At 42.5% G+C, this 18,968-nt stretch carries 16 protein-coding genes; 9 read left to right on the forward strand and 7 right to left on the reverse strand.

The genetic code is table 11. The features are described from left to right. Window positions 1-49: 49 nt before the first annotated feature. The 3 genes from cysI to GUY17_RS03655 all read left to right on the forward strand — a co-directional run bounded on the left by cysI (window position 50) and on the right by GUY17_RS03655 (window position 5,129). The gene (cysI, locus tag GUY17_RS03645) at window positions 50-1,741 is read left to right on the forward strand and encodes an assimilatory sulfite reductase (NADPH) hemoprotein subunit (RefSeq protein WP_101086075.1); all 1,692 of its coding nucleotides are present in this window, start codon (window positions 50-52) and stop codon (window positions 1,739-1,741) included. Then, complete coding sequence (locus GUY17_RS03650; protein WP_101086074.1) at window positions 1,734-2,525, forward strand: phosphoadenylyl-sulfate reductase; 792 nt, start codon at window positions 1,734-1,736, stop codon at window positions 2,523-2,525. Before cysI ends, GUY17_RS03650 begins: the two co-directional genes overlap by 8 nt. Window positions 2,526-3,404: 879 nt before the next feature. Further along, window positions 3,405-5,129, forward strand: coding sequence for a hypothetical protein (locus GUY17_RS03655; RefSeq protein ID WP_162022330.1), 1,725 nt, complete (start codon window positions 3,405-3,407; stop codon window positions 5,127-5,129). A gap of 152 nt (window positions 5,130-5,281) precedes the next feature. Here GUY17_RS03655 and GUY17_RS03660 read toward each other — a convergent pair whose 3' ends face one another. Next, window positions 5,282-6,172, reverse strand: coding sequence for a phospholipase A (locus GUY17_RS03660; protein WP_242445105.1), 891 nt, complete (start codon window positions 6,170-6,172; stop codon window positions 5,282-5,284). Between the two features lie 284 nt (window positions 6,173-6,456). On the opposite strand from GUY17_RS03660, the gene cobA reads away from it, so the two are divergent. From cobA to cysC, 5 genes are read left to right on the forward strand one after another with little or no spacing between them, the layout of a single operon-like run. Next, window positions 6,457-7,290, forward strand: coding sequence for a uroporphyrinogen-III C-methyltransferase (cobA, locus tag GUY17_RS03665; protein ID WP_162022331.1), 834 nt, complete (start codon window positions 6,457-6,459; stop codon window positions 7,288-7,290). A 53-nt stretch (window positions 7,291-7,343) separates the two neighbouring features. Beyond that, window positions 7,344-8,252, forward strand: a complete 909-nt coding sequence (gene cysD, locus GUY17_RS03670) for a sulfate adenylyltransferase subunit CysD (RefSeq protein ID WP_101086070.1) — start codon at window positions 7,344-7,346, stop codon at window positions 8,250-8,252. A gap of 60 nt (window positions 8,253-8,312) precedes the next feature. Continuing rightward, complete coding sequence (gene cysN / locus GUY17_RS03675; protein ID WP_101086069.1) at window positions 8,313-9,755, forward strand: sulfate adenylyltransferase subunit CysN; 1,443 nt, start codon at window positions 8,313-8,315, stop codon at window positions 9,753-9,755. 3 nt (window positions 9,756-9,758) lie between these two features. After that, window positions 9,759-11,483, forward strand: coding sequence for an SLC13 family permease (locus GUY17_RS03680; protein WP_101086068.1), 1,725 nt, complete (start codon window positions 9,759-9,761; stop codon window positions 11,481-11,483). A 45-nt stretch (window positions 11,484-11,528) separates the two neighbouring features. Beyond that, window positions 11,529-12,152, forward strand: a complete 624-nt coding sequence (gene cysC / locus GUY17_RS03685) for an adenylyl-sulfate kinase (RefSeq protein WP_101086067.1) — start codon at window positions 11,529-11,531, stop codon at window positions 12,150-12,152. A gap of 275 nt (window positions 12,153-12,427) precedes the next feature. Here the strand turns inward: cysC and GUY17_RS03690 are convergent, their stop codons facing one another. The 6 genes from GUY17_RS03690 to yjjX all read right to left on the reverse strand — a co-directional run bounded on the left by GUY17_RS03690 (window position 12,428) and on the right by yjjX (window position 17,830). Continuing rightward, the gene (locus tag GUY17_RS03690) at window positions 12,428-13,594 is read right to left on the reverse strand and encodes a membrane dipeptidase (RefSeq protein WP_162022332.1); all 1,167 of its coding nucleotides are present in this window, start codon (window positions 13,592-13,594) and stop codon (window positions 12,428-12,430) included. A gap of 27 nt (window positions 13,595-13,621) precedes the next feature. After that, window positions 13,622-14,077: a SufE family protein gene (locus tag GUY17_RS03695; RefSeq protein ID WP_162022333.1), complete on the reverse strand. Its 456-nt coding sequence runs from the start codon at window positions 14,075-14,077 to the stop codon at window positions 13,622-13,624. 65 nt (window positions 14,078-14,142) lie between these two features. After that, window positions 14,143-15,447, reverse strand: a complete 1,305-nt coding sequence (locus GUY17_RS03700) for an aminotransferase class V-fold PLP-dependent enzyme (RefSeq protein ID WP_162022334.1) — start codon at window positions 15,445-15,447, stop codon at window positions 14,143-14,145. A 112-nt stretch (window positions 15,448-15,559) separates the two neighbouring features. Next, window positions 15,560-16,600 (reverse strand): NADP(H)-dependent aldo-keto reductase, encoded by a 1,041-nt coding sequence (locus GUY17_RS03705; RefSeq protein WP_162022335.1) that lies wholly within the window; start codon window positions 16,598-16,600, stop codon window positions 15,560-15,562. 143 nt (window positions 16,601-16,743) lie between these two features. Further along, a complete protein-coding gene (locus tag GUY17_RS03710) occupies window positions 16,744-17,265 on the reverse strand; it encodes a GNAT family N-acetyltransferase (protein WP_101086060.1) in 522 nt (173 codons plus the stop codon). Then, entirely contained in the window at window positions 17,258-17,830 is a 573-nt protein-coding gene (yjjX, locus tag GUY17_RS03715; RefSeq protein ID WP_162024272.1) for an inosine/xanthosine triphosphatase, read from the reverse strand. Before yjjX ends, GUY17_RS03710 begins: the two co-directional genes overlap by 8 nt. Before the next feature lie 278 nt (window positions 17,831-18,108). Between yjjX and GUY17_RS03720 the strand changes: the two genes are divergently transcribed. Next, window positions 18,109-18,912, forward strand: a complete 804-nt coding sequence (locus GUY17_RS03720; RefSeq protein WP_101086058.1) for a hypothetical protein — start codon at window positions 18,109-18,111, stop codon at window positions 18,910-18,912. Window positions 18,913-18,968: the final 56 nt, after the last annotated feature.

Here is an 18,968-nt window from a genome sequence, read left to right on the forward strand (position 1 = left end):
CAACCCAATCGCACTAATGAATTGAACAGAATTAAGAGAGGCCCAGGCCATGAGTGAGCAAAAGTTAGCGTTAAACGAATACTTAAAAATCGACAGTGATTATTTGCGCGGCGATATCAAAGAGGGTTTAGATACCCAAGTGACAGGATCGTTTAGCGATGGCGATCAGCAGTTGATCAAGTTCCACGGTTTTTATCAGCAAGACGATCGTGATTTACGTAATGAGCGTAAAGAGCAAAAGCTAGAGCCACTGCATAGCTTCATGCTACGAGCCCGTGTACCTGGTGGTATTTGTACTCCTGAGCAGTGGTTAGAAGTGGATAAAATTTCATCTACGCTGACCACATCAAACAGCATTCGTTTAACCACGCGTCAAACGTTTCAGTACCACGGCATTCCTAAGCGTAATCTAAAAACCTTGATCCAAGGTCTTGATCGCGCCGCCCTTGATTCTATTGCCGCTTGTGGTGACGTAAACCGTAACGTGATGTGTAATCCAAACCCGGTTGAATCTAAGTTACATGCGCAGGCTTATGCGGTAGCAAAGCATTTATCTGATCATCTATTACCACACACTCGCGCTTATGCTGAGATTTGGTTAGATGAAGAAAAGCTATTAGGCACCGAAACGGTTGAACCTGTTTACGGCAAAACCTATTTGCCACGTAAATTTAAAATGGCTGTTGCGGTTCCGCCACATAACGATGTAGACGTGTATACCAACGACCTTGGTTTTATTGCGGTAGCAGAAGCTGGCGAGTTAATTGGCTTTAACCTGGTTGCTGGTGGCGGTATGGGTTCTACCCACGGTGAAGTTGAAACTTTCCCACGTTTAGCTGACGACTTGGGCTTTATTAAAACGGATGACGTCACCAAGTTTGCCGAAGCGGTAATGACGGTTCAACGTGACTGGGGTAATCGTGTTGTGCGTAAACGTGCGCGTTTAAAGTACACCATTGTTGACCATGGTCTTGATGCATTTAAAGCCGAAGTTGAAAAACGTGCTGGGGTTAAATTTGCACCTAAGCGTGAGGTGATCATTGGCGATCGCGGCGACCGTTATGGTTGGGTTGAAGGTATCGACAATAAGTTCCACTTAACGCTATTTATTGAAAGTGGCCGTATTAAAGATATGCCAGGTCAAACCTTGCAAACTGGTCTACGTGAAATTGCCAAAATCCATAAAGGCGATTTCCGTATGACATCTAATCAGAATATGATTATTGCCGGTGTTGCTGCACAAGATAAAGCTGAGATCGAAGGTTTAGCCCGTAAGCACGGCTTATTAGGCCAAGTGCTAAGCGGTACTCGCGGTCATTCAATTGCCTGTGTGGCATTACCAACGTGCCCATTAGCGATGGCTGAAGCTGAGCGTTACTTCCCTGAGTTTATTGATCACATCGATGCATTACAGGCTAAACACGGCATTAGCGAGCAATCAATTGTAGTGCGTATGACCGGTTGTCCAAACGGTTGCGCTCGTCCATTTGCAGCTGAAATTGGTTTAGTGGGTAAAGCACCTGGGCGTTATAACTTGTATTTAGGCGCCAGCTTTGAAGGCACGCGTTTAAATAAAATGCATAAAGAAAACATTCAAGAAGCTGAAATTTTAGCTGAATTGGATACCTTATTTGGTCGCTACGCCACAGAGCGCGATGCGGGCGAAACCTTTGGTAACTTCACTGTACGCATTGGCGTAGTGAAGGCGGTTATAGACGCCGCTAAGGATTTTCATGCCTAATGAAGTGGTAACGACTGCGTCAACTGACGCGGCCGTCGATCATTCAGTTACTCCGGCTCAACTGCAGGCGTTATTATTAGCGCCTAAAGCTGAGCAAATCGCAGCGCTTGAAAACATTAACCTGTTTTTAGCAGGCTTAACGGCGCAACAACGAGTGGCATGGGGTCTAGCATATTTACCGGGCGATCATGCGTTATCGTCTAGCTTTGGTATTCAAGGTGCGGTGATGTTGCACATGGTGACTCAAGCGCAAAGCGATATTCCGGTTATTTTAACCGACACTGGCTATTTGTTTGCTGAGACCTATCAATTTATTGATCAGTTAACCGAGCGTTTAAGCCTGAATCTTAAAGTGTACCAAGCGGGTCAAACCCAAGCGTGGCAAGAAGCCCGTTTTGGTAAGCTGTGGGAGCAGGGGATTGATGGCTTAGAAAAGTATAACCGCATCAATAAAGTTGAGCCTATGCAGCGTGCATTAGCTGAATTGAATGTCGGTACTTGGTTTGCAGGCTTGCGTCGCAGTCAGTCTAGTACCCGTGAAGCATTGCCGATTTTAGCCATTAGTGGCAAACGTTTTAAATTGTTACCCATCATTGAGTGGAGCAACAAAGACGTGCACATGTACTTAACGGAACATGACTTGCCCTATCACCCATTATGGGAACAAGGTTATGTGTCGGTAGGTGATACTCACTCAAGCAAACCACTTGAGTTAGGTATGTCTGAAGAAGAAACCCGTTTTAATGGCTTACAACGAGAATGTGGTTTGCACTTCGATATCTAGTTGTGAAGTGGTGTTAGATAATGTACTCCATTCATCCGCAATTTATTGCGGATGAATGCATTTTAAGGCTTTCATTATCTACCGTATCAGCCTCTATTTTGTCTTAAATTCGACGTTGTTCTTTTTCATTAATTTGTTTTATTCTTGTCATTCATAAGTTTGAATGATGAGATAAACTGCTTTTATCTCATCGGTTTGTAATATCATGCAGCCAAATTATCACTAAGCCTGTTTGTTAGCATGTTGTCAGACATTGCAACGTTATAATTAACAAGGGCAGGTTGAGGTTGGTTTGTCCTCCTAAATAATTAGTTGTGCATTGAATTGAGCTACTGGTTTTATGTGTAAATTGAAAATAATTAAATTTTATTTAAATTTTCATGCATCAGTGCCGATAATAGTCTAGATTTAGAAGTTCCCGTAGACGGTTTTTGTTGACGTTTTGGGATTGTTTTTGCAATCCACGTACCTTCAAAAGCTTCGCTCGCATCCTCGAGCACATTGATTGACTTGTTAGCGTATAAGCAATCTGTTTGATTGTTCCCGATAACTCAGCGGTTTGAGTTATCGGGAGATCAGATGTTTGAATTATTTCCAGCTTAATGCTTTTTGATTTTCACTTTATTCTCGTCAAATTCCCTCTCAAAATTCGTTAGATAATAAGCTGTCTTTTTGGCGTATTGGTTTTTTACAAGTGCAGTTTTCAGGATAAATATCCCCCCAAAAGGTAACATCTAATGCGCTTATTAACATTTAATGCTAAATTAATCCGCAGTTTATCGGTGTAATCGATAATGCTTATCCCAAAAAGATGATAAATGTTTAAACGCTAACTCATTTCAAGGAAGAGTTAACAATAATATAAATTGGAGTTTATAGATGAATAAGATGGCAATTGCTGCTGTGGTATTAGCTGTTGGTGCTGGTGGATATTTTCTGTCGCAACAAGGGACGTCAGTCGTTAAAAATGATCCTATGTTGGACTATATTCCAGCTGATACATTAGCATTTTCTGGGCAGTTAGTTCCATTTCCGTTAAAAGATTATCTGTATAGCATTGCAGGTAATTATCAAGCTTATGATCTGGATAAAATGCTGTCGCTAGATGATAGTTCATCAGCTCAAGAGCGCTTTTTTATCAGTTTATACAAGCAATACATGACCGTGTTGCCTGAGCCTGAAACCTTACTATCCACCTACGGCTTACCTGATTCAATCAAGAGTTATTTTTATACCTTGGGTGCATTGCCGGTCATGAAAGTTGAGATCAGCAATCCTGCAGCATTTTGGGCGGAATTAGATCGCGCCGAGCAGGAAAGTGGCTTAACTCATACAATGGGCAAATCTGGATCTGTTGAATATCGCGGTTATACATTGACTGATGTTGATGAGAAAGAACACGCTGAGATCGTATTTTCTGTTAAAGATGGCTGGTTAACTGTGACCTTGAATACGTCATTTAATCAACCTGAATTGCTTGAAACCGCCTTGGGTGAAAAGAAAGTTGAGCATCCAATTAGCGAAACCACCCTGTTGCAAGACATCGCTAATACTCATGGTTTTATGCAAGACAGTATTAGCTTTATTAATCATGTTGAATTGGTTAAAGGGTTAACGTCGACTGACGGTAATATGCTGGCCAAGCAAATGACCAAAATGATTGAGATTCAGGGTGAAGATCCTTTTGCTGAAATGAAAACACCCGTGTGTCAAACTGAATTAAGTGCCATTGCTGCTAACTGGCCGCGCAGTGTAATGGGGTTAAATTCATACTCTATCACTCGTGAAGAAAGTACCATTGATGCTGCTGTTGTGCTTGAAAGTAATAACCAGGTGATTTTGTCTGCATTGAATAAAATGCGTGGCTTTGTGCCATCATTTGCCAGTAATGGTCATGATAATATTTTATCACTTTCACTCGGTATTGATGTTAATCAACTCGCACCAGCATTGAACGAAGTGTGGAAAGATTTACAAACACCGCAATATCAATGTGCTGCATTGGCTCAAATGCAATCAGAATTAAGCGAGTTAAATCCAGCAATGCTTGGCATGATGACGGGGATGGCTAATGGCGTTAAAGGCATTAGCGTGACACTAGCGGATTACAAGTTAACAGAGAAGAATGGCCAAGCTAGTTTCGAAAAACTAGATGCATTAATAAGCGTGTCGGCTGAAAAACCGATGATGTTAGTGGATATGATGAAGCCGTTTTATCCACCGCTTGCAGAAGTGGACTTGAAAGATAATGGCGATCCAGTCGATATAACTCCAATGTTAATGTTGCCACCTGAATTTGGGGTTAGTGCAAAATTAGCCATCAAAGGTAGTCATTTAGTTGCTTATACTGGCGACAGGGGTACTGAGTTAGCTGATTTGATGTATAAGCAACCACTTGAATCTAATGGTTTCTTTGACTTGTCTGTTGATTACCAAAAAATGTTTGCTCCATTAGTCGATATGGCAGAAATGAGTGGCGAACCAATGCCAGAAGAATTGCTGATGTTAAAAGACTACGACATGCGTTTACAGATGTCGGTAGACTTTACAGATAAGGGCTTAGTAATTGGTTCTAAAGTAAATTCTAAAGCGAGTGCTAAATAATTTCATTAACGTTACTGTGCTAATACGACATTAATGAAACTAAAAAGGTGACCAAATGGTCACCTTTTTTATGTCTCGTACATTCTATTGTTGCGTTAATCGATTACAGCTAATTGTAGATGTTAATGAATTAAAGACATTAATTATCTAGCTTACAGAATGTCATTTAACGCAATACCAATACCAATACGCTGATTATGATGGTCATAATCAATTAAGCTTTCACCGTAACCATTAAAATATTGAGTATAAACACGTAAAGTACCAATAATCGGGTAGCTCCAGGTAAATTCAACTGCACCGCGATTGGTATCGCGTAAGTTGTTACGCAGTAGCATAGTAAAGCGATGCTCATTTAAACCGTACACTCCAGTCAGTTCGAAGTTACCCATGTAACTGTCGATATCTGGATTGTCATCGCCTTTAGCTGAATTAATATCTTCTTTTTCATCTTCAGGGATACGCCACCACACTCTAAGTCCGAGTGCGAAAGGGCCTCGGTCGAATACTGCACTGCCGTATATTCGGTTCCAACTGCGTGATAATTGGTTGGTTTGACCATTAGACTGATGCACAGCACCAAACCCTAAAAATGAGTTGGTAAAACCACCAATTTTCCAATCATTATTGAATAACATAAACACTTCAGGTTCATGAGTGGTTTCACGAAAAGGAGATGAAGCTTCTTCGTTGTAGACTTGCCAATACGATTGGTTGGTGTAGGCAAAGAACAAATGGCCATTATCACCAAAAACATTGTACCAAACTGGAAACTTAAAACTGATTTGGAATTTTGCTTCTAGATTATCGATTGCGAAATCTTCGTCTGGGTATTTAACTTCAAAGGGTAATGCGTTGGTTCTGGTTTGATAGGTTACTGGAAGCAGATAATTAGCTTTGTGTGGCGTGATCACAAACGGCTTTTCAGATGTTGCGAGTTCTCCTTTTACACGTTCATCGACTAAGGAGTCTTCTGCAAGGGCGAGGGTACTATAGCCAAGTAATAATAACGAGAGTCCAAGATATTGAGTGCTTTTTATCATTGCATCATCCATAAGCATAATTATAGGTTTAATTTTAGTGTAATTCTTAGTTTCAGTATTTTTCAGTGCTCATTGTTATCAATTGGCAGAGCTTTGTCGAATTAAGTTAACAATTCTTTTCATTTCAACGGCGGATTCTATACGTATTAGCATGTCAAATAGATTAAATTGCGAACAAACCGCCTCATATTCTATTTAGTTATAAAAACTAACTATTAACTATTGTATATGGAATATAGAAAACGCTATATTTGAACATGGTCAAATATCTTGAGGTAAATGTGATGGAGTTAGTCTCTATGCCAGGGCAAAAAGCCAAAGGCAAAGTGTGGTTAGTCGGCGCCGGTCCAGGCGACGTTGAGCTGCTAACACTAAAAGCCTATCGCATTCTTAAGCATGCTGATGCGGTGTTATATGACGCATTAGTCAGCCAAGATATTTTAGATTTGATCCCCAGCAACGCTGAAAAAATTGCTGTGGGTAAGCGCGCAGGTAAACACAGCGCTGCTCAAGATGAAATTAATCAGCTATTAGTGACTAAAGCATTTACCCGTAAAAATGTGGTGCGTTTAAAAGGCGGCGATCCGTTTATTTTTGGCCGCGGCGGCGAAGAGCTACAAACCTTAGTTGCTGCCGGTATTGCTTTTGAAGTAGTACCAGGCATTACCGCTGCCAGTGGCACTTCCGCTTATGCTGGTATCCCGCTAACGCATCGTGATTATGCTCAAGGTGTCACGTTTATTACTGGTCATTGCCAGTTAGCGAGTCGCCCTATGGATTGGCAGGGTTATGCTAATTCCAACAATACTTTAGTGGTGTATATGGGCATATTAAATGCCAATATTATTAGTGATGGTTTAATCAACGCCGGCCGAAGTGCTGATACGCCAGTGGCCATTGTGTCTAACGCGACTACCTCATCACAACAGCGGTTTATGGGTAAGTTAGGTGAGCTGGCTCAATTAGCCGCAGATCCTGCTTTACAGATGCCTGCGCTGATGATTATTGGTGAGGTTGTTGAATTAGCTGACAGCTTAAATTGGTTTGATCCCGTCACTGCGCAACAAAAAACTGCGCAACAAAAAACAGATTTAGACACAGTCGCGAAAGCGCTGTAGTCGAATAATTTAACCCGCTGCTCTGCAGCAATATTAGGTAATGGAGAATCATCATGGCAGGCCGTTCGTTAAGCCATTTACAACAACTGGAAGCCGAAAGCATCCAGATTATCCGTGAAGTAGCAGCTGAGTTTGGTAATCCTGTCATGATGTATTCGATAGGTAAAGATTCATCGGTGATGCTGCATCTAGCGCGCAAAGCTTTTTACCCGGGTAAAATTCCATTTCCGTTATTACATGTCGATACGGGTTGGAAATTTAAAGAGATGATAGCCTTTCGTGATGCGCAAGCTAAAGCGTTTGGTTTTGAGTTACTGACTCATACCAATCAGGAAGGTGTTGAACAAGGTGTTGGCCCATTCACTCATGGCAGTGCCAAGCACACTGACATTATGAAAACACAAAGTTTAAAGCAAGCCTTAAATCAATATGGTTTTGATGCTGCTTTTGGTGGTGCGCGACGTGACGAAGAAAAGTCTCGTGCCAAAGAACGGGTATATTCGTTCCGTGATAAACACCACCGTTGGGATCCTAAAAACCAACGTCCAGAGTTGTGGCGCACTTATAATGGCGCGGTCAATAAAGGCGAGAGCATTCGAGTGTTCCCTTTATCTAACTGGACTGAGCTCGATATTTGGCAGTACATCTATCAAGAAAGTATTGAGATTGTGCCGTTATATTTTGCTGCACAACGCACCGTAGTAAACAAAGGTGGTCAGCTCATCATGAAAGATGATGACCGTATGCCTATTGAAGAAGGTGATGTTGAATCGGTTGAACGGGTTCGTTTCAGAACCTTAGGTTGTTATCCGCTAACTGCGGCGATGCCTTCAGAAGCTGACACCTTAGAAAAAATTATTGAAGAGATGCTATTAACTCGTTCAAGTGAACGTCAAGGTCGCTTAATTGATTCTGACCAAAGTGCGTCAATGGAGCAGAAAAAGCGTCAAGGCTATTTCTAAACAATTGAACATGGTTGTTTTATCAACCCAGCATGCGAATGAATTTGAGTGAGAAAGATTATGGACCAAGCAAAAATCAATACCGACCGTATGGCAGCAGAGATCCAGCTGCACGGTGTAAAAGAATATTTAGCCTTACAACAAAACAAAGGCTTACTGCGTTTTTTAACTTGTGGCAGTGTTGATGATGGTAAAAGTACCTTAATTGGTCGTTTACTGCATGACAGTGCGCAAATTTATGAAGATCAGTTAGCGAGTCTAAAAAGTGACAGCGCGAAGATGGGCACTACTGGTGAAGCCATTGATCTCGCGTTATTGGTCGATGGTTTACAAGCTGAACGTGAGCAAGGTATTACTATCGACGTGGCGTATCGTTATTTCTCCAGTGAAAAACGTAAGTTCATCATTGCTGATACTCCAGGTCATGAACAATATACTCGTAACATGGCAACTGGCGCATCTACCTGTGACTTAGCGGTTATTTTGGTTGATGCACGTTATGGTGTCCAAACCCAAACTAAACGCCATGCCTTTATCGCATCGTTACTAGGTTTACGTCACTTTGTTGTTGCTGTGAATAAAATGGATTTGGTCGGTTTTGATCAAACTGTATTTGAAAAAATTCAAGCTGACTTCACTGAATTTGTTAAAGATTTTGGTGATTTAGATATTCACTATGTACCGTTATCTGCTTTAAATGGCGACAACGTGGTTAACCGCAGTACGCAGTGTGATTGGTATCAAGGTGGCACATTACTTGAGTTACTTGAAACTATCGATACCCAGCGTGAACTGAGCGATCTACCCGTTCGTTTCCCAGTGCAATACGTATTACGTCCTAACTTAGATTTTCGTGGTTTCTCTGGCACATTAGCGTCAGGTATCATTAAAGTGGGCGATGAATTAGTTGCATTGCCATCAGGCAAACGCAGTAAAATCGAGCGTATTGTGACATTTGATGGTGATTTGCAAGAAGCTGTAGCAGGCCAAGCTATTACGATTACCCTTGAAGATGAGATTGATATTTCACGTGGTGATTTATTGGCTCACCCTATAACTGCACCAGAAGTTGCTAACCATATTGTTGCCGATATGGTGTGGATGGATGAAAAGCCATTACAGATCGGTCAATTATATGATGTGAAAGTCGCGGGTAAGAAAACTCAAGCCGTCGTGAGCGAAATTGAATACATTACTGACGTGAACACGCTTGAGCGCAGTGCAGCAAGCTCATTAAGTTTAAATACCATTGCCCGAGTTAAGTTAGATTTAACTGAATCGATTGTGTTAGACGCTTACAGCTTGGTGCGTGATACTGGCGGCATGATTTTAATCGACAGATTATCTAATGCTACCGTAGCAGCGGCTATGGTTGTCAGTGGACATCAAGGCGATAAGCAAACCAATACTGAGTTTAGTGCATTTGAAGTCGAGTTTAATACGTTAGTGCGTAAGCATTTTCCGCATTGGAATGCTCGTGATATTAGCGTACTTGGAAAATAAATAATGAGCGAAATATGGTTGTTAGCGATTATCTTGTTAGCACTGGTCGGTGGGCTTCTTGCTGGGCTTGCAAAACCGGCCGCCATGTTTTTTTTCGCTTCATTACTTTGTTATATCCTCGGACTAGTTGACTTAAATGTAGCGCTTGGCAGCTTTACTAATAACGGACTAATTACTTTAGTGCTGTTGGTGCTGGCTGCCACAGCACTCGAGAAAACCTCATTACTGGGCAAATTAAGCCAAGTGATAGGGAAAGGCTCGTTATTTTCTACCCTGGCTAAATTAGGTATATCAACGGCACTGTTGTCGTCGTTTACCAATAATACAGCTGTTGTAGCATCGTTAATTGGTGTTGTGCGCCGTAATCAAGCGCATGCTCCTTCTAAGTTATTACTGCCATTAAACTATGCTGCAATCCTCGGTGGCACGCTTACGCTCATTGGTACTTCTACCAATTTGATTGTTAACTCATTTGTTGAAAATGCTGGCCTTGAACCTCTGGGATTTTTTGAGTTCTCACAAGTTGGTGCATTAGTTGTCATAAGTGGTCTAGTGGTGTTGACCATTATGGCTAATTTTTTACCCGATAGGCGTGAAGAGTCCGAAGATGAAGCATTGCCTTATCTATTGGAAGCTCATGTTGCTAAAACCTCTACTTTAGTGGGTAAAAGTGTCATTGATAACCGTTTGCGCGCACTTAAAAAACTCTACTTGGTTGAATTAGAACGCAGCGGTATACGTATTTGCCCTGTGCCACCACAAATGGTACTGCAAGCCGATGACGTTTTGCGTTTTAGTGGCGCTGTTGAGTCGGTTGAGCTATTGCATCAGTTTGATGGTTTAGAGTGGTTTGGTAAGCAGCATGCTAAAGGCCAAAATTTGGTTGAAGCGGTATTAGCGCCATCATCAAGTTTGGTTGGCACAACCTTAAAAGATTCGCGCTTTCGTGAAGTCTTTGATGCAGCCGTGATGGCTATTCGTCGTGGTCATATACCGTTAAAAGGTGGACTCGGCGATGTGGTTTTACAACCCGGTGATGTGTTACTGCTCACGCCAGGCGATCGTTTTTCTAAGTGCCCTAATTTAACCAGCGACTTTGCTGCCGTTAGCGGCTTAGACTTAAGCGTGCGTTTAGATGAAAAACGCGGTAACTGGGTACTTGTTGGGTTTGCACTAACCATTTTGGCGAGCATTTTTGAGCTATTACCATTAGCCAAAGGCTTAGTTTTATTATTACTCAGCTACGTGGCGATTGGCGCGATAACCTTAAGTGAGCTTAAACGTCGCTTCCCGCTAGAACTAGTGGTGATTGTAGGCAGTGCCTTAGGCTTAGCTAACTTAATGGTCGCAACCGGCTTAGCAGACGTCATGGCACAAACTTTATTGAGTGTGTTTAATGGTTATGGTGTGTTTGCCGCCTTTGTTGGAATTTACCTGATTACGTTAATTGTCACTGAGCTGATAACCAACAACGCCGCTGCAGCACTTGCCTTCCCGGTCGCTTATGCGGTCGCGACCAGTTTTGGCGTCGATCCTCGGCCGTTTATTATGGCGGTGGTATTTGGCGCAAGCGCGAGTTTTATTTCGCCTTACGGCTATCAAACTAATCTCATGGTATTTAATGCAGGTAACTATAAATTAAGCGATTTTATCCGCTTAGGTTTACCGTTATCCATCGTATATTCATTAGTGGTTATTTTTTCGATCCCGTATTTCTTCCCGTTTTAACAAAGAATTTTAGTGTGGTGTAATAACCATTCGATAGGAGTAGTGATGAGTAATATTGTTTGGCATCAACATGCCATTGACCAAGCTGCCCGTGGCGCCCAAAAAGGCCAAAACCCAGTATTGTTATGGTTTACGGGATTATCAGGCTCGGGTAAATCAACCCTTGCCGGTGCATTAGAACGGGCGTTATTTGAGCATGGTTTTCATACCTATTTACTTGATGGTGATAACGTTCGACATGGTCTATGTAAAGACTTAGGCTTTAGCCTTGACGATCGCGATGAGAACTTACGTCGTGTTGGCGAAGTGGCTAAGTTAATGGTTGATTCTGGCTTAGTGGTGCTGTCGGCATTTATCTCGCCAACCCGTGAAGAACGTGATCGCGTCCGGGCATTATTCCCACAAGGTCAGTTTGTTGAAGTCCATGTGTCTACACCATTGAGTGTGTGTGAATCGCGAGACCCGAAAGGCTTGTACGCTAAAGCCCGCAAGGGAGAGATTACTAACTTTACCGGTATTTCATCACCTTACGAAGTGCCAGAATCAGCAGAGTTAACCATTGATACCAGCAAAGGCGATCTTGATACTCAGGTACATGGTTTATTAGCTTACTTAAAAGCGATTGATGTGCTTAATCCGCCAAGAGAAATTGCTGGTGCAGGGATTTAAACTTCCCTAAGTCGACTACATAAAAAGGGTTGATTATTTTATCAATACCTTAGCCAGATTAAGAGATAGGTTCTAGGAACTCGCAAGCTCGCCAGAGGGCGGTGCTTCGCTCCTTCTAGATACTAGATCGCTGCGCAGCCAGGTACTAGGACGCTTCGCGGCTAGATGCTATAAAATCTTAGCAGCGAAGCTTCCCCTATCCCTGAGATAACAAGCCAGCGTTTGCTTGTTATCTTTTCTTTAGCAGACCGAAGGTCGTTTGGGCATATGGTGCATTAAACTAACACCTGTTTGAGCACTCTTTGCCAGTTTTCACCCATAAAACGATCGCGATCGGTAGATTTGAAACGGGCTTTTTTCAAGGCATCGTCGATGCGGCTCATGCGGTCGATACTGTTTAATTCTGGGATCACTACATGCTTGGGTTCAACGTCAAAACCTAATACATTTTTGTCTTCTAAGGTGTGCCACCATTGGAGATATTCTTTTATCCCTTCGCTATTATTGTTATCTAACGCTAATAGGTTTTCTTGACCACGAAGTGGGAAATCATTGGCGATGGCTACGCAATCAAAGCCGCCCACTTTAGAAATATAAGCAAGTTGCTTTATGTAGTCTTCTATCGTTGGAATTGGCTTGTTGGTGAGCCAAAAACTCATCATGAACACCCCAAATACTCCGCCGTTATCGGCAATGGCACGGATAACTTCATCGGGTGAACAACGGGCATTGTTGACAATAGCGCGCGCAGCACCATGACTTAGCACTACCGGAGACTGGCTGGCTTTTACTGCATCAAGGGCCGTTTGGGCGCTTGAGTGACTCACATCGATAAGAATGTTTTTCCGATTAAGCTCTGTTATGAGCTCTCGCCCAGCGGCGGTTAATGGGGTATTTAAACTATTTAAGCCATTATTATCGAATGCACCACCGGCATAACGATTACCATAATGGTGTGTCAGCTGCAGTACCCGTAAACCCTGTTGATGCAAATTATCTAGTTGTTGCCATTCATTACTTAAACCGTCATTTTCAACACAATCAGCGCCTTGAATTTGAAAAAACACTGCGGTTTGTTGCTGCGTTTTAGCTTTACTAATGTCAGTTCCTGTAAGCCCTTGCAGATACACGTCTGGATTGGCTTTTACTGAATTAGCCGCTTGGGTAATACTGTTGATGCAGGCTTCATAAGTGCGTTTGTAATTTTTAGTGCCATCAGCTTGTTCAATGGTTTCAATCGCCGAGATATCGGCGATAAAAGCGTCGAGTTTTGAGGCTTTAACGTCATTGATGTCGGTCGGTAAAAATGATAAACCATCAATGTATAAACGACGTGGTTTAGCTGCCCATGCAGGAAATGAGCTTAAAGGGCTTAATAATGTGGCTGCTCCAAGGCCTTTTAAGATATGACGGCGAGCTTGGTTACAGACTTTTTGGGTCATTATTATTCCTTAGGGTTGGCAGGTGTTTCAGGTACCAACATCTTGTGTATAGGCACCGATGGCTTGCGCTAACGCAGTTAAACCATTGGTACGAGATGGACTTAATTGGCCGCTTAATCCGAGACGATCAAAATACTGTTTTACATCAAATTGCTGTATTTGCCCGGTGGTTTTACCTTGGCAGGCGACCAGTAACAATCCAATTAAGCCTTTTACAATACGGGCGTCACTATCGGCTAGATAAAAATGCTGGCCATTTAGCGTGTAATGGTACAGCCATGCTTGGCTTTCACAGCCTTTAACTTGTGCGTCTGCCTGTTTAAATTTCGGCGCGAGTGGTGGTAATAATTTTCCCAATAACATTATCTGACGGTATTTATCTTGCCAGTTATTGGCTTGCTCAATGAGGTTAACGGCTTCAACTAATTCATCCGATAAAGGCGAAAATAACTGCGGTGAAGGTGTGGTGCTTGGACTTAACATGGTAATTCAAATAACCTCGGTTGTAGAGAAAAGATACATCAGGAGCCGCGTGTTGTACCTTAATACTATAACAATAACTCTTTTACAGTATTAAGTGCATGAATAAATTGATCAACATCTTGCTTATTAGTATAGATGCCAATAGAAGCACGGCAACAGCCACTTAAATTAAGGCTGGCCATCAATGGCATAGCGCAATGATGACCACAGCGAACAGCCACAGCTTGTTGGTCGAGTAAAATCCCCACATCTTGGTGATGTTCACCTTGCAGATTAAACGCCACCGCACCAATATTATGGCGTTGACCATCAGCGCAGTGCTTATCATCAGATCGGCTATCACCAGGGTGACTATTATTGGCAATACCATACAACTCAATAGCGCCAAGCTGTTGCAGTTGTTGCTGTAAGTAGTGCAGCAATTGTTGTTCATGTGCGAGTATTTGTTCGCGAGGCAATTGTTGTAAAAAACGAATGGCAGCCCCTAGGCCAATGACTTCTGCGATAGCGGGCGTGCCAGCTTCAAGGCGATTTGGTAGCGCACCAAACTCAGTATGCTCAAAACTCACGGTTTTGATCATCTCGCCGCCAGTGAGCATTGGGGTTAATTGATCGAGCTCAGTATATCGACCATATAAAATTCCCACGCCCGTTGGCCCATACATTTTATGACCTGAAAACGCATAAAAGTCACAATCAATTTGTTGTACATCAACAGGTAAATGGGCAATGGCCTGAGCGCCATCAACTAAGGTTAACGCGCCCACTGCTTTGGCTTTTGCGACTAGCTCATTGACTGGGTTTAATGTGCCTAGTGCATTTGACACATGGCATAGGGCAACTAGTTTAGGCTTAAGCTTTAATAGTTGATCAAAAGCGGCTATATCCAGTTGCGCATCTATTGTCAGCGGGATCGGTTTGATCACAGCGCCAGTGCGCTTTGCCAGTTCCTGCCAAGGAACAATATTGGCGTGGTGGGCTGCGGTATCGATTAATATCACATCATTCGCTTTAATCTGCGAAGTCAGTCCGTAGGCCACCATATTGATCGACTCTGTGGTGCCATGGGTAAAAATGATTTCGTCTTGACGCGGGGCATGAATAAATTCAGCCACTTGTTGCCGAACAGCTTCATATTGCTGAGTTGCCCGCGCAGACAATTGATGCGCCGCACGGTGCACATTGGCGTTGTTGAGTTGGTAGTACTCGGTCATCGCATCAATCACCGCTTGCGGTTTTTGGCTAGTGGCTGCGGTGTCTAAGTAGCACAAAGGATGATCGCCAATAGTCTGTTTAAGTGCCGGGAATTGATCGCGCAATGCTTGATGATCAAATAAAACGGCAGACGATGATGACGATGCAGGCTTCATAAATAAGGGTTTCTGTATTGAAAAGAAAAGGCATCAAGATCTTCAGTGATCTTGATGCCCATTGCAAGGTTTTGTGGCGATAAGCTCAATTTGTCTGGCGGTTATTGTTTTCCTACGGACAAGGGAAACGATATAGCGCTGATAGCTCGTTAATTCTTATCATCAGTTCGTCAGATAAGCTGACCTTGTGGCTGTCGATATTTTGCTTTAGCTGATGCAAGTTAGTGGCGCCTATAATGTTAGCGGCAACAAATTTGCGGCTATTGACAAAGGCTAAGGCCATTTCGGTGGGTGACAAACTAAACTCGCGGGCCAAATCGATATAAGCTTGCGTCGCTTGCAGTGCCATTGGTGTACTGTTGTAGCGGGCAAAGCGTTTAAATACCGTTAAACGTGCGCCTTCAGGCCACTGATTATTTTCGTATTTACCGGTTAAGGCACCAAAGGCTAACGGCGAATAAGCTAATAACGGCACATCTTCACGATAACTGATTTCAGACATGGCGATTTCGTAGCTGCGATTAAGCAAGTTGTAAGGATTTTGCACACTGATAATACGTGGCAAATCGTGCTTTTCGGCTAATTTTAGGTATTTCATAAAGCCCCAAGGGGTTTCATTAGAAATGCCGATATAACGCACTTTACCTTGCTTAATGATTTCCGCTAAGGCTTCAAGCGTGTCCAAAATAGGGGTGTAGTGCTCTTCTTCGTCGTGTTCATACATCATTTCGCCGAAGAAATTAGTATTTCTATCCGGCCAATGCACTTGATACAAATCGATAGTGTCGATTTGTAAGCGTGCTAATGAGTCATCAACGGCTTGATGAATGTTGCGCCAGTCAAGAGCCATATCTTTACGGATGTAATCACCTTTACCACCAGGCGCAGCAACTTTAGTGGCAATCACTAAATTGTCGCGATTACCTTGTGCTTTAAGGTAGTTACCAATAATGCGTTCGGTTTCGCCCTGGGTTTCGGCTTTAGGTGGTACAGGGTACATTTCAGCGGTATCGATAAAGTTAATGCCTTGACCAATAGCATAATCGAGTTGAGCAAAAGCTTCTGCTTGAGTATTTTGTTCTCCCCAAGTCATGGTGCCGAGGCAGATTTTACTCACCTCAAGGTTAGAATGCGCGATACGTTGATATTCCATGATCATCCTCCTATGGAATGTGCTTAATCTGAGGCTACCAAGCTTTTGGGTGATTGCAAAGCGCTATAATAAAGTCGTAGTAAAACTGTTTAAAAAACAATCTAATACCGCTGATATCTGATAATAATGGAGTGTTTTACACGTTATAAGCTCATTATCATCGCAATTTCACAGGCATCATGGCCGGTTTCGCCTAAATGCTGGCAGTGGCTAAAGCCCAGTTTTTCATAGAGTGCTAGTGCTTCAACTAGCACTGCCGTGGTTTCTAAATACATCGATTGATAGCCTTGTTGTTTGGCGAACTCAATACACTGACGGGTTAATGGCTTTGCCATACCTTGACCACGTATAGCGCGAGAAAAGTACATTTTTTGTAATTCACATACGCCGCCATTTTTTACTAATGGCGCAATACCTGCGCCGCCAACCACTTTGCCTTGATATTCAATCACCCAGTATTGTGAACCTTCAGCTTGATACACCTCACTTAAACAGTCGAGGGTTTTATCGGCCACGCTAAAACCTTTATCTGGGGTTAAACCATATTCTGCAGACACTTCACGGATCACCGCGGCCAATGCAGCATCGTCATGGGGTTGTAACATTCTAATCAAGGGCGCTTGCAAGCCGTCCTTGGTTGTATTTGCTTGCTGATTTTCAGTCATTAAATAATTCCGCATTGATAAAGGGAGCCATTGCCAGCACTAATGCTTGGGTATAAATGCTTTCGCGGGTGGCTAAACCTCGAGTTAGCAAGCCAATCGCGCCACCTTTTTGTTTAATATTATGAGTGTTAAATACTCGGTCCATTACTTTGCCAAGTTCTTCACCTGCTTGTAAAGCGTTAAAAATTGATAGTGGCAACGGCAAATTAGCGCTTCGACCAACAGATAATGTGTCGTTATGGATAATGGCCATGTAAGCAAAGGTGGCAGGGCTTTGATCAAACTGATCTACTCCGCCTTCCATTGCCACATAAAAGTCAGCATGTTGATCGACTATTTTTGCATTGGCTTGGCAAAATTGAGCACGGTTGATGGCACCTAATTTAGTTTCTGCTTCGGTCATTGGTTGGTCTGCGACCAGTGATGGCGCATGCATGCCAGTGCAATCAATATGAACATCAGGGAAATATTGTCCAATAGCTTGTTTTGCTGCATTGATTTTAACTGGGTTGGTTGAACCAACAATGATAGTTAGCGTTTGTGGTATCGCAGGAGAAGTCGGCATAGGGTTATGTTCTTTTTTGTTTGAGTTAACCATGATGATCACAGTGGTGAAGTTAACCACATTGTATGGGATTTTAACCATTTTGGGTTTGATGACGAAGTTACTTTTATTACCGTTAATTGTAACTTGTTGTAAATATTACTTTTGTTTAGTTGGTATGAAACCTGCTAAATGACTGTTAATTGCCGCTAACGCGCACTAACCACAGTTTACTCATATTAAGAGTATTTGTTTGGCGGCCTAAGCTTATTGTTATCCTCATAAAGGGAATTAATCTTATGTCTATTCGTATCGCAACCATTAGTGTCACAGTCGGGCTTATTCTGGGCGCCACCCTATTTGGTGCTTCGCAAAGTGAAGCAGAGTCAGTATTTTCGTCATCATCAGAGCAAAACCATACAAATCTTAACTTAGTACAGCAGCAATTGAATCTTGATGCTGGATCATTAACTGAGTTAGTCGCTAATACTGGCGCCGGCAAGTTAACGATTGTCGGCGTTGAAGGCCTAAAAGAAGTCACCGTACATGCTGATATCTACACCCAGTCATTGGATCAAGATGACATCGAAATTAAGCTCAGCTTGACCCGAAAAGGTGATAAGGGCTATTTATTATCAGAAATACACAGTGACCAATATTTCGGTGAGTCGCCTTATATTGATTTATTGGTAGAAGTGCCAACTGTGCTCGCATTGAATATTAAAGACGGTTCCGGGCCCATCCAAATAGATGATGTCAGTGCGGATATTGAGTTAATAGATGGTTCTGGCAGTATTGTGATGAACCACATTGGCAAATTGGTTTTAGTTGATGGCTCAGGCTCTATTAATATTTCCGAGGCGAAAGGCGCGATTGAGTTGCAAGATGGCTCGGGATCTATTCGCATTAACCATGTTATTGGTGATGTGAGTATTGAAGATGGTTCGGGTTCAATCAAGGTTAATCAAGTCTCCGGATTAGTTAAGATAAATGATGGTTCCGGTGGCATTGATGTGGCTAACACCAAAGGTTTGACCATTGTTAATTCGGGTTCTGGTAGTGTCGATTATCAAAATATCGATGGCCCACTAACCCTAGACTGATGCTCTGCCACATTAAGCTCAGGTAAATCAAACTTAAGCTTATTTGGTCAAGATGT

The sequence above is a fragment of the Shewanella sp. Arc9-LZ genome, assembly GCF_010092445.1.
Classification (GTDB): domain Bacteria; phylum Pseudomonadota; class Gammaproteobacteria; order Enterobacterales; family Shewanellaceae; genus Shewanella.

Coding starts and splice junctions, on each gene's coding strand:
- GUY17_RS03690 (WP_162022332.1), bottom strand. CDS start 13,594: ATGACCCAAAAAGTCTGTAACCAAGCTCGCCGTCATATCTTAAAAGGC.
- GUY17_RS03660 (WP_242445105.1), bottom strand. CDS start 6,172: ATGATAAAAAGCACTCAATATCTTGGACTCTCGTTATTATTACTTGGC.
- GUY17_RS03680 (WP_101086068.1), top strand. CDS start 9,759: ATGAGCGAAATATGGTTGTTAGCGATTATCTTGTTAGCACTGGTCGGT.
- cysC (WP_101086067.1), top strand. CDS start 11,529: ATGAGTAATATTGTTTGGCATCAACATGCCATTGACCAAGCTGCCCGT.
- cysI (WP_101086075.1), top strand. CDS start 50: ATGAGTGAGCAAAAGTTAGCGTTAAACGAATACTTAAAAATCGACAGT.
- GUY17_RS03705 (WP_162022335.1), bottom strand. CDS start 16,600: ATGGAATATCAACGTATCGCGCATTCTAACCTTGAGGTGAGTAAAATC.
- yjjX (WP_162024272.1), bottom strand. CDS start 17,830: ATGCCGACTTCTCCTGCGATACCACAAACGCTAACTATCATTGTTGGT.
- GUY17_RS03650 (WP_101086074.1), top strand. CDS start 1,734: ATGCCTAATGAAGTGGTAACGACTGCGTCAACTGACGCGGCCGTCGAT.
- cobA (WP_162022331.1), top strand. CDS start 6,457: ATGGAGTTAGTCTCTATGCCAGGGCAAAAAGCCAAAGGCAAAGTGTGG.
- cysD (WP_101086070.1), top strand. CDS start 7,344: ATGGCAGGCCGTTCGTTAAGCCATTTACAACAACTGGAAGCCGAAAGC.
- GUY17_RS03695 (WP_162022333.1), bottom strand. CDS start 14,077: ATGTTAAGTCCAAGCACCACACCTTCACCGCAGTTATTTTCGCCTTTA.
- GUY17_RS03655 (WP_162022330.1), top strand. CDS start 3,405: ATGAATAAGATGGCAATTGCTGCTGTGGTATTAGCTGTTGGTGCTGGT.
- GUY17_RS03700 (WP_162022334.1), bottom strand. CDS start 15,447: ATGAAGCCTGCATCGTCATCATCGTCTGCCGTTTTATTTGATCATCAA.
- cysN (WP_101086069.1), top strand. CDS start 8,313: ATGGACCAAGCAAAAATCAATACCGACCGTATGGCAGCAGAGATCCAG.
- GUY17_RS03710 (WP_101086060.1), bottom strand. CDS start 17,265: ATGACTGAAAATCAGCAAGCAAATACAACCAAGGACGGCTTGCAAGCG.
- GUY17_RS03720 (WP_101086058.1), top strand. CDS start 18,109: ATGTCTATTCGTATCGCAACCATTAGTGTCACAGTCGGGCTTATTCTG.